General features: G+C 43.5%; 11 protein-coding genes. 9 read left to right on the forward strand and 2 right to left on the reverse strand.

Going from position 1 to position 11,373, the window contains the following annotated elements:
* Positions 1-6 precede the first annotated feature (6 nt).
* Positions 7-2,043: a S9 family peptidase gene (locus DN068_RS07320; protein ID WP_110998253.1), complete on the forward strand. Its 2,037-nt coding sequence runs from the start codon at positions 7-9 to the stop codon at positions 2,041-2,043.
* Positions 2,044-2,317: 274 nt separating this feature from the next.
* Here the strand turns inward: DN068_RS07320 and DN068_RS07325 are convergent, their stop codons facing one another.
* Positions 2,318-3,637, reverse strand: a complete 1,320-nt coding sequence (locus DN068_RS07325; RefSeq protein ID WP_165836310.1) for a T9SS type A sorting domain-containing protein — start codon at positions 3,635-3,637, stop codon at positions 2,318-2,320.
* A 137-nt stretch (positions 3,638-3,774) separates the two neighbouring features.
* On the opposite strand from DN068_RS07325, the gene DN068_RS07330 reads away from it, so the two are divergent.
* Genes DN068_RS07330 through DN068_RS07340 form a run of 3 tightly spaced genes read left to right on the forward strand, consistent with a single transcriptional unit; the run spans position 3,775 to position 5,444 of the window.
* Positions 3,775-4,215 (forward strand): SRPBCC domain-containing protein, encoded by a 441-nt coding sequence (locus DN068_RS07330; protein ID WP_110998255.1) that lies wholly within the window; start codon positions 3,775-3,777, stop codon positions 4,213-4,215.
* Between the two features lie 39 nt (positions 4,216-4,254).
* On the forward strand, positions 4,255-4,842 hold the full coding sequence (locus DN068_RS07335) for a YdeI/OmpD-associated family protein (protein ID WP_110998256.1): 588 nt from the start codon (positions 4,255-4,257) through the stop codon (positions 4,840-4,842).
* A gap of 44 nt (positions 4,843-4,886) precedes the next feature.
* Positions 4,887-5,444: an NADPH-dependent FMN reductase gene (locus DN068_RS07340; RefSeq protein WP_110998257.1), complete on the forward strand. Its 558-nt coding sequence runs from the start codon at positions 4,887-4,889 to the stop codon at positions 5,442-5,444.
* Positions 5,445-5,551: 107 nt separating this feature from the next.
* On the opposite strand, the gene DN068_RS07345 is transcribed toward DN068_RS07340, so the two are convergent.
* Positions 5,552-6,154: a hypothetical protein gene (locus DN068_RS07345; RefSeq protein ID WP_110998258.1), complete on the reverse strand. Its 603-nt coding sequence runs from the start codon at positions 6,152-6,154 to the stop codon at positions 5,552-5,554.
* Positions 6,155-6,665: 511 nt separating this feature from the next.
* On the opposite strand from DN068_RS07345, the gene DN068_RS07350 reads away from it, so the two are divergent.
* The 5 genes from DN068_RS07350 to DN068_RS07370 all read left to right on the forward strand — a co-directional run bounded on the left by DN068_RS07350 (position 6,666) and on the right by DN068_RS07370 (position 11,162).
* Entirely contained in the window at positions 6,666-8,060 is a 1,395-nt protein-coding gene (locus DN068_RS07350; protein WP_110998259.1) for an RtcB family protein, read from the forward strand.
* Positions 8,061-8,318: 258 nt separating this feature from the next.
* Positions 8,319-8,924, forward strand: a complete 606-nt coding sequence (prfH, locus tag DN068_RS07355; RefSeq protein WP_110998260.1) for a peptide chain release factor H — start codon at positions 8,319-8,321, stop codon at positions 8,922-8,924.
* Between the two features lie 576 nt (positions 8,925-9,500).
* On the forward strand, positions 9,501-9,704 hold the full coding sequence (locus DN068_RS07360; protein WP_110998261.1) for a hypothetical protein: 204 nt from the start codon (positions 9,501-9,503) through the stop codon (positions 9,702-9,704).
* A gap of 21 nt (positions 9,705-9,725) precedes the next feature.
* Positions 9,726-10,256: a hypothetical protein gene (locus DN068_RS07365; protein WP_123985273.1), complete on the forward strand. Its 531-nt coding sequence runs from the start codon at positions 9,726-9,728 to the stop codon at positions 10,254-10,256.
* A 393-nt stretch (positions 10,257-10,649) separates the two neighbouring features.
* The gene (locus DN068_RS07370; protein WP_110998263.1) at positions 10,650-11,162 is read left to right on the forward strand and encodes a hypothetical protein; all 513 of its coding nucleotides are present in this window, start codon (positions 10,650-10,652) and stop codon (positions 11,160-11,162) included.
* Positions 11,163-11,373: the final 211 nt, after the last annotated feature.

The following is an 11,373-nucleotide window of genomic DNA, read 5'->3' on the forward strand; positions in this document are numbered from 1 at the left end:
AGATACATGAAACGCATCTTTATTCCAATCCTGCTCGCTGGCGCATTGCAAGCTACTGCACAGGATCACATGACTCCAGAACTGCTCTGGTCGCTCAAAAAAGTGAATGCCGACGGTATGACTGCCAGCGGAAATTCCGTGTACTATAACGTAAGACAAACAGACGTTACGACTGAAAAAAGCAGCACGAAAAGATATTTGCTGAATGTCGCAGACGGCAACCGCAAAGAATGGCAAATGCCGGAAGGCAAAATGATCATTCAGCGCGATGCAAACGGATGGTATGCTACGGATGACAAAAGCCTCTACCATAGCACTGATAAGGGCAAAACATGGAAGGAAATTTTCGGCGGACTGGAAAATGTAGACAACGTACGTGTATCTCCGGACGGAAAATATATTGCGTTTTCGAAAGAAGTGCTGGTAAAACCAATGATGGGCACGGATCTTTATCCTGAACTGAAAAAAACTACAGCACAGGTCTACACAGATCTGAACTACCGTCACTGGGATACCTGGGAAGATGGTAAATTCTCCCACATTTTTGTAGCACCAATCAGCGGCGGCGCAGCAAAAGACATCATGGCCGATGAACCATACGATTCGCCACAGAAGCCATTTGGCGGCGCGGAAGATTTTGTATGGAATCCGGACAGTAAAGGTGTGGTTTACGTTTGTAAAAAGAAATTTGGCAAAGCGTATGCTACGAGCACCAACACTGATCTTTATTATTATGAACTGAAAGCAGGCAGCACCACCAACTGGACTCCGAACATGATGGGTTATGATACGAACCCGGTTTTCAGCCCAGATGGTAAGCGCGTTGCATGGACGAGCATGGCACATGATGGTTACGAAAGTGACAAGAATGACATCTACGTTATGCAATTAGGCAAAGGCGGTAAAACAGACGTGCAGAAGCTCAATATGACTGCGGGTTGGGACGGCACTGTAGGTGGATTTACATGGGATAATACCGGTAACAATATCTATTTCACAGCTCCGGTAAAAGGTACTGAACAACTCTTCTCTATAAAAGTTCCTGCCAACCTGATGGTACGTATGATGCCGGTTCCGGTACAGGTTACGAACGGTCAGTTTGACGTAAATGGTATTGTAGGCGAAGCTGCCAATCATGAAGTGGTGGTAACCCGTTGCGACATGAACCACGCTAACGAACTGTATGCCGTAAACACTGCTAATGGCAATATGCGCGCACTCACTCATGAAAATGACGAAGCGTACAGCAAAATAACACCAAGCGAAACAAAACTGCGTATGGTACGCACTACCGATGGCCAGGAAATGGGCGTATGGGTTGTGTATCCGCCAAATTTTGATCCGGCGAAGAAATATCCAACACTGCTTTATTGCCAGGGTGGACCACAATCTGCACTCACACAGTTTTACAGCTTCCGTTGGAATTTCCAGCTGATGGCTGCACAAGGTTATATCATTGTAGCGCCAAATCGTCGTGGTATGCCAGGTTGGGGTGTAAAATGGAATGAAGCGATCAGCAAAGACTGGGGCGGCCAACCGATGAAAGACTACCTCGCTGCTATCGATGATGTTTCGAAAGAAAGCTATGTAGATAAAGATCGTCTGGGTTGTGTAGGCGCCAGCTATGGTGGTTACAGCGTATACATGCTCGCAGGTATGCACGAAAACCGTTTCAAAACATTTATCGCACACGATGGTTTGTTTGATCTGAGAAGCTGGTATGGCAACACGGAAGAACTGTGGTTTGCCAACTGGGATATCGGCGGTCCATACTGGAATAATTCTGCAACTAAAAGCTACGAAGATTTTAACCCGAGCAATTTTGTTGCAAAATGGAATGCACCAATCATGATCATTCAGGGCGGTATTGATTACCGCGTTCCGATCGAGCAAGGTCTTGGCGCTTTCCAGGCGGCTCAGCTGCGCGGCATTAAGAGCAAACTGCTTTACCTGCCAAACGAAAACCACTGGGTATTGCATCCGCAAAACGGTTTAGTGTGGCAGAAAGAGTTTTTCAAATGGCTGGATGAAACGTTGAAATAATACTGATTTGTGAGTAGTGAGTTGTCAGTTGTGAAAGGTTAACTTAAAACAACGCAACATACTTTCAACGATAAATAAAAAATAAGCGCGACGGTCGTCGCGCTTATTTTTTTTAAAAACATCAGATGTTTTAATCAATTCAATTTAACCGGGATCAGACATCAAAAATCCAACAACTGCATTTTCTATTTTTTGGCACATTAAAGAATCAACATGCAAAAGGCCATCAATATGACGGCCTTTTCTTTATTTCTCAACAGAACAATAACTGTTATTATTTTACCACTGTGAATACTTGACTTGCAGCAGTATTTTTACCTTTTACCTGAAGAATGTAATTGCCTGAGCTAAATGACTGCAAAGGCACCATCCGGTGCAAACTAGCGCCAGCCGCATCATACCATCTCATCATCAATACACCATTCATGTTATAAATAACAACTTCTGTTTTCTCCGGAACATCGTATACTATATCAATCGTAATAAAAGATGCTGCAGGATTTGGAGAAAGTGCCAGCGCAATTTTATTGACCGTTGTTGTTGCTACAGATGTTGGCGTAGTGTTTGTTGTATAATTTTCGTAATAGTACCTTGATCTAAAAGTAGCAGCACCCACCTGCGGAATTTCCCATTGCCCCGTTCCATAGTTGGCAAATGTGTCTGTATAAACAAGTTGCTGACTAGTATTATATTGATTTCTTCTTAAACCAAGATCAGACCACGGGTTTTGTGTGGAGACCCTGGTTTTAACCCTTCTATATACCCAATTCTGATCATAAATCAGCGAATCGTAGCTGTAAGAATTCCAATAAGGATGCGTATTATAAGCGGAAAAGAGCTGTATCAGCTTATTATTCGCATTGTACAAAGCACTATCTACGTTCTGCAGAAAATAGTCGCCATTAGCCCAGGTCTCATAATGGAATTTTCTTGTCAGTAAATTTCCCGTGTATTCGCTAGTATCTGCGCTCTTGGTTATCCAGTTAGCTCCGTACTCTGCATAAGTACCTGTAAGCAGGGCATTATTTGCAGTATAACTATACACCCATCTGTTGCTATATTGCCAACTAATGCCGTCGTACGTATTTGTATACGCACTCAATACATTGTTGTTTGCATCGTAAGTATAGTTAATCCGGTTGGTCGGCTGAAAAGCACCGTTGTTCCAATTAAACTGATAATCGACACTTACATTATTGTTGCTATCATAGCCGAGAGAATCTTTGCGCATGTTGAACCATTGCGCCGCGAGGAAAAACTGCGCAATTGCCACAACTTTCCGGTTAGATGCATCGTAAGTCATCAGCGTACGGTCGACTCCTTCCCAGGAACCATTATTCAGTTGATAATTACCGTCCTCGAGAATGTTGCGGTTTCCATCAAAAACACGTTTGTGGAGCAAGTAGCCAGTATCAGGACTGTTGCCAAACACCTGCTTCGTGATGGTGCTGTCAAATACATCAGTGGGTGTAGAATAATAATAAATCGTTGTATCCCAGATCTGAGTAGAATTGACAAAAGTGTCTGAGGACGAAATAATACGGGACGCCGTCTGCGCAAATGCTGCTGTACCAAACAGCAGCAGAAAGGGCATAAGTAGGGCTTTTCTCATAACCTATAAAAAATTGAACCGCAAAACTAATGAAAAAGCCAGGCTTGCACTAACAACATTTTTAAAATTTTCTGCATCCATCGTACCTTTAGAGAAGTCAACTTTTAATTTATACCATCATGAAAAGTGAATTTGCAGCTCAGGTTACCATTCATATCGACGCCAACCCAGAAGCAGTTTGGGACGCGCTTGTCAATCCGGCTATGATCAAGCAATATTTCTTTGGCACTGATGCTATATCAGATTGGCGGGAAGGAAGCACACTGCAATTCAAAGGCGAGTATGAAGGCAAAGAATATCTGGACAAAGGTGTTATAATAAAGTACGACAAACCAAAAATACTCCAGTACACCTACCTGAGTTCCATGTCAGGCAAAGAAGACAAGCCGGAAAACTACGCACTGATTACCTATGCGCTGACGCCAGACGGGAATAATACAAAACTCGATATCACCCAGGATAATATCCCAACTGCAACGGAGCAAGAACACAGCCTGAAAAATTGGTCTGATGTTTCCAAACACATCAAACAGCTCGTAGAAAATACGCCGGCAGCATAAACTACACAGATAAGCAACTTTACAACTCAGCAATAAAACATGGAGCCTATTTTTTTCGAATCACCTGCCGCTTTTCGTAAATGGCTGGATAAAAATCACGCTAAAGAAACTGAAGTACTGGTCGGTTTTCATAAAACAAAAACAGGAAAGCCAACTATCACCTGGCCGGAATCAGTCGACCAGGCACTTTGCTTTGGCTGGATAGATGGCGTCCGGAAATCAATAGACGAACACAGCTACACCATTCGTTTTACACCACGTAAGACAACCAGCATCTGGAGTGCCATCAACATAAAAAAAGTAGAAGACCTAACAACAAAAGGCCTGATGAAACCTGCCGGACTGGAAGCCTTCAAGCACCGGAAAGAACATAAATCAAAGATCTACTCCTTTGAGCAGGACCGGGAAAAGATAAAACTGGAACCCGCGCAGGAGCAAAAATTTAGGTCCAATAAAAAAGCCTGGAAATTCTTCACGGAACAATCGCCATCTTACCAACGAACAGCCACATGGGTGGTGATCAGCGCCAAACAGGAAGCCACCCGTGAAAAACGGCTCGATGCGCTCATTGCAGATTCCGAGGCAGGATTGTTACTAAAACAGCTTAGGAGACCTGAGAAAAAATAATTATATTCAGGTTCTTTATCATTAACGAAGTCAACGCTACGAAAATGTCCAAAAACCTGCTTGCAATCTCCGGCAGTATTCGCGCTCATTCGGCGAATACCTCAGTTTTAAAATCCTTGCAAACCTTTGCTCCGGAAGATATCTACATACATCTCTACGAAGGCATTGACCAATTTCCACACTTCAATCCGGACATCACGGATGTTGCACAGCTGAAACCGGTAAATGATTTCAGAGATCAGTTACGCAAAGCAGACGGTATTATTATCTGTACGCCAGAATATGCATTCGGACTGCCGGGTGTATTGAAAAATGCGTTGGACTGGCTCGTTTCGTCAGGTGAATTTACAGACAAGCCCACTGCTACAATCAGCGCTTCACCACTGGTAACCGGCGCCGACAAGGCACATGCGCAGCTCATTCAAACTTTAAAAGTAATGGGCGCTAAAATTCCAGCGGGTGCATCACTCACTATTCCAACTATTCTTAAAAAACTAGACGACCACGGCCGCGTAAACGACCAATCGACGATTGATGATCTGACAGACCTGATCGATACTTTAGTGGAACAAATGAACCAGCCTGTTTCTTACGAATTATAAACATCAGATGTTTTATACTGAAGAGCAGTAAAATTGTAAAGCTTTGAAGCAGTGTCAGCGTAAAATCCAGACAACTTCAAAGCTTTACAATTTTACACCTTCGCTTTTTACGGAAGTAACCGACGCCCTATGACAAAGAACCACAACCACCAGCAGGCCACAAAGACTGGAAATGAAATCAACCAGAGTTTCTGTCGCCCTTCCTTGCCAAAGCTCATTTGATACATCAAAACTGCGCCGCCGACAAGACAAACAAAAAGCAAATAGTAAGGCAGCATGTGAAAGTTAAAATGATAGCCACCTTCCTGTATTGAAAACACGACTATGTTAGCTAGTTCTATGACCACGTGATACAACGGCGTTACAATCATAATGACACCCAGCCATTGTAAAGCAGTCCCAACGGCATTTTCCACCTTTCGTGATATCAGACGTATAAGCACACCGGCAACAGGCCACAAAATCAACGCCACCCAGTATATGTAAGCGAAATGATTGAGATTTACTTCTGGATGCGTTTTGATAAACTTTTTCAGATTAACGCAAGGCAGCCAGCTTCCTTTCCAATAGAAACTAACAGGATACCCCATCCACAAGCCAATCCGGTAATTGATCCAATGAAATAAAAGGAAAGCCATTGGCAGATAAAACAGTCCTGCGATTGCAAAAGACAGGCGGGATGCATTGTTGAGATAGGGTTTGGCATTCATCAGATGAATTTATGAAACAATAAACTTCTAAAAAAACGGACAACAATTTTGAGGTTTTAAAAATTAGCCTACCTTTGCACCGTTAATCCATAACACAAACCAAACACCAAGTGGAGGGTTTAAAATATGCTGGAACAATAACTACATATCATCCGTTGGCACATTCGGCACTCTGACCGGAACAGGCATTTTATTTCCATTAGTTTATTAGAACAATACTGATCAGAAACGCAAAACCGTTTCTATCTGCTTCCGTATGCTCTTTTATCGTTTATGGCTACAATATAGACCTGGAAAGGTTTTGCCAACCCGCCTGCCAACATTATTCCAATTAAAAACCAATTAAGCTTTCGGGCATCACGCCGGATAAACATCTGACGTCTGGCCATTTATATGTCCTGAAGCGAATTAATCATCCGTATGCATAACTGCATACCGGAGCAAAACCGTCGTGCCATGTAGATTCAACACATCTGATGTTTCAGAATTGACAAGCAGACAACAACAAAACATGAGCATTAAACTAAAAGAACTCAGCAAGCTGGGCATTACCACAGACATCGGTCGCAGCCTTGCTATCAACATTATTTCAAAACATTGCAAACACGAAACCAAAGAATATATAACAAATATTATCAGACAAATTACGGAAGATCCAGCCGCATGGCGGAACGACGAAATATGGAGCAAACTCGCCAACCATCTGGCACCCGAAGAAATCATTACCGATGCAAAAAGTTACGAATTGCGTACTGATTCAGTGTTTTGCAAAACATATGGCGGTAAGTATATCGACACGAATGCCAAACATCAGATGAATGTTGCCTTGCAACTTCCGGTAGCTGTACAAGGCGCATTGATGCCGGATGCACACGGCGGCTATGGTCTACCCATCGGCGGTGTACTCGCTACAGACAATGCGATAATTCCTTACGCAGTAGGCGTAGATATCGGTTGCAGAATGGCTTTGACAATCTTCAACGAAAATGAGAAATACGTTCAGCGTTACGCCTATCAAATAAAACAAGCAATAAAAGAATGGACACATTTCGGAATGGAAGGAAGTCTGAATGTAAGACAGGAGCATGCGGTAATTGATAATCCCGCATTTAAAGAAATGGCGTTACTGCGTTCGCTGCAAGGCAAAGCAGCAAGGCAATTGGGCACTTCCGGCGGGGGTAATCATTTTGTAGAATTTGGCAGCATTGAACTGTATGAAAACAATACACTCAACATTCCGGCAGGCAACTATCTGGCACTGCTCTCCCACTCCGGTTCACGTGGATTAGGCGCAAACATCGCCATGGAGTACACGCAAATTGCAAAGGAGTTATGTCGCTTACCGCGCGAAGCACAATACCTCGCCTGGCTGGATATGAACAGCGAAGCTGGTCAGGAATACTGGGTGGCCATGACGCTGGCAGGAGATTATGCAAAAGCTTGCCACGACCGCATCCATGCTAATCTCACGAAAGCACTGGGCTTACAACCTATGGCACTGGTAGAGAACCACCACAATTTCGCGTGGAAAGAAACGCTTAATGACCGAGAAGTGATTGTACACCGAAAAGGTGCTACACCCGCGCACGAAGGCGAGCTGGGTATCATCCCCGGCAGCATGACGACACCAGGTTATTTAGTGGCAGGAAAAGGCGCAGACCAGGCACTAAACTCTGCGTCGCACGGAGCCGGCAGAGCGCTTTCGCGGAAACGCGCAAAAGAAAGCACTACGCAATCTGCCCTGAAAAAGATGCTGGCGCAAGCCAATGTCACACTGATCGGCGGCAGTACAGAAGAAGCACCGACTGCCTACAAAGACATCGACACCGTAATCGAAGCACAACAAGATTTAATTACAGTACAAGGAAAATTTCAACCGCGTATTGTACGCATGAATAAAGAATAACCCCATCCCCTGAAGGGAAGTCTCAGCGCGGGCATTACTCGTGTTGGTCACATCGACTAAGGAGATGTCCCGCGAAATGTGGCCTTCGACTCCGCTCAGTCTGACAGTGAGTGCGAAGGGGCTATTAGCCCATTTAAGGTGGAGTAAAAAAAACAACACCCCTGGCCCCTGAAGGGGAATCACAGCGCGTTCTTCGCTTCAGGTTATGAATCGCTTGGGAAGTCCCCCTTTAGGGGCGGAGGGGTTAAAGCAGGTAATATGTATTTACAAATATCATCAGGTCGTGGACCTGCAGAATGTTGCAGAGTGGTAGCCAAACTTGTACCCGTCATCCTGAAAGATGCAATAGCGGTTGGTTTGACCGCAACGGTAATCGACAAAACGGACGGAGACATTAATGGCACATTGCAATCGGCATTGATTCAGATAAACGGAAAAGAGGCTGCTGCATTTGCACAAAGCTGGAATGGCACGGTGCAGTGGATTGCACAAAGTCCTTACCGGAAATTTCACAAACGGAAGAATTGGTTTGTGAGCGTGCAATCATTTGAGCCGGTAGCTACGAATGTTTTTTCAGAAAGAGAGATCAGCTACACTACCTGCAGGTCTTCTGGTCCGGGCGGACAACATGTGAACAAAACGGAAACGGCTGTGCGTGCCACCCACAATGCTTCAGGCATCAGTGTAGTCGCCAGTGATTCACGCTCACAACATCAGAATAAAAAACTGGCAACCGAACGGCTGCTCGCCAAGATTACCGCCTGGCAAATGGAACAACAGATTGCGCAAGCACAAGATCAATGGCAGCAGCATAATGAACTGGAAAGAGGAAATGCGATCCGCGTGATAACCCAAAAGTTGTGAGTAGTGAGCTGTCAGTTGTGCGTACTCGCATTATCACATCGGAAGGAGATATTCCTCGAAATGAATGCTTGTATTTCACGGGATCCCTCTTGCATCGGGATGACACACGCGAGTGAAATTGTATAACAACACGGTCATGTCGACGAAGGAGACATCCCGCTAAATGTGGACACACAATACGCGGGATCCTTCTTGCATCAGGATGACAAACGCGAGTGAAATTATATAACAAAATGGTCATGTCGACGCAAGGAGACATCCCGCGAAATATAGACACACAATACGCGGGATCCCCCTTTCATCAGGATGACAAACGCGAGTGAAATTGTATAGCAAAATGGTCATGTCGACGCAAGGAGACATCCCGCGAAATATGTAAACGCATAATACGCGGGATCCCTCCTGCATCGGGATGACAAACGTGAGTAAATCATTCTATCACAACATAGGATGACCGTTTAATTAAATACTCGTAGCTATGTAAAAAATAGTTAAAAGAAATACTGATTCAAAAAACGGCACGGGCTTTACTATAGCGTTAAGAGAAGATTTTTTTAACCCTTAAAAGCAATTAACATGCCGATCAATGAATTAAATCAGCACTTCGTAGACGAGCAGACCCTGACCACAATCAATGGTATGCTGCAACAGACTATTGCAGACCTTAAACCGGGTGTCCAAAATGCCAATCTCACACCGGATGAGCGTAAACGCTATGTTGTGCTCTGTAACAAAACATCTTCCGAGGCTACAAATTTCCAAACTACCTGCGTATATTAGCTTCCATTCAAAAACCAACAAATGAATACCCGTATTATTCCCCTAGCCTTATTCATCTTTTTGAGCGTTCCGTCCTTTGCACAAACATGTTCTTTTGAAGAAAGTTCCACCGACAAATTCACTGGCAAAAAGCACAGATTATCTGAAAAAACGGTCATTGCAAAACATGTAAAAGGCGATGCCAAACTGAAAATATCGGAGTTCTATATGGTGTTCAAACAAGAAGGTGACGCGTATACACTCAAATTGGGTTATAAGACGGCAAAAACACCAGTACTCATGAATGCCGGCAATCAAATCATTTTATTGCTCAACAACCAGGAAAAAATTGCACTTACCGTCAATAACTTCTTACCGTCCATGACTAACAGCGGCCTTAAAGGAGACTATTCTTATTGGTTTGATATTTCGACGGAAAACATGCAAAAAATAAAAGCCACCAGAATTACTGATATCAGAGTTGCTGCTCAAGTCAATCCTGTCGATATTGAAATTGACGAAACTGCGGGCGTAGATATCATGACTATGGCCGGTTGTATGCTCAGTGAATAATTTAGCAGATAGAACAACAAATTAATGAATGCTCACTGCAACCAAAACCGACAGGTCAAAATGTGAATGGCCCATTCAACAACTTAAAACCTGGCGAAAAAAATAGATGATCCGAGTTTATGAAATGTTCGAGGATTACCTTGACCTTCTATCAATGACCAGCAAAACAGAAAACTAGTAGACATTTTTATAAAGCTGAAAAGGTCGAAGCAAACGCTTCGGCCTTTTTATTTGAAAAGTATTGCCCCCGGAACACACAGACCTTCAATCAATAACCCGATTTCACTTCAGGAAAATGATTGAGCAAAACCGTTTACAACGAAAATTGGCACAGCGTTTGCGAAGAGTTAGCTAATAAGCTTCATTTTATTACCCTTTAAAAAACGTTTTAAAATGCCAATCAACGATTTAAATCAACAACTGGTAAACGAGACTACCTTAACCACGGTACGCGCAACATTGCAACAAGTGATTGCCGATATGCAATCGGCCGCTCAAAATTCAAATCTTACGCCCGACGAACGCAAACGCTATGGCAGTATCAACGAGCAAAATAAATTGCTGGTCAACAAAGTAAACGATTATGCAACCGACCACCCTTCCTTTCGATCACCTGATGTAAACTGGGACGATTATCAAAAACATCTCTCACTTCGCAATCATCTGGCTGCTATAGAAAAAGCGCTGGAACAAATTGATGAGATGTGCAGCGATATCCGGATTACGTATGATTACAGCCTGTACCAAAATGCGCTGGTGGATTACGACTACACCAAATACCGCGCAGGAAGCACTGCGAGTGGCGCAGGGTTTCATAGCAAGTATGAAGATATTAAGCAACTGTTTGGCAATCCAACGGGCATCAAAAACATTAAACAGGATACAACAAACAAACCGACAGAATAACGATCGGCAACCAACTAAAATGAAAGGAAGCTATTTCTAGCTTCCTTTTTTCATGCACCTATATCTCAGATACGTCCTTGATTCATCTCAGTTACGTCTCCTGTGTATCTCTGATACCAATTTTACGTATCTCAGTTACATTACTGGCCTATCTCAGTTACGTCATCAATGTATCTCTGATACACTCTTGATCTATCTCTGATACATCTTT

The sequence above is a fragment of the Taibaiella soli genome (assembly GCF_003236175.1).
Lineage (GTDB): Bacteria > Bacteroidota > Bacteroidia > Chitinophagales > Chitinophagaceae > QKTW01.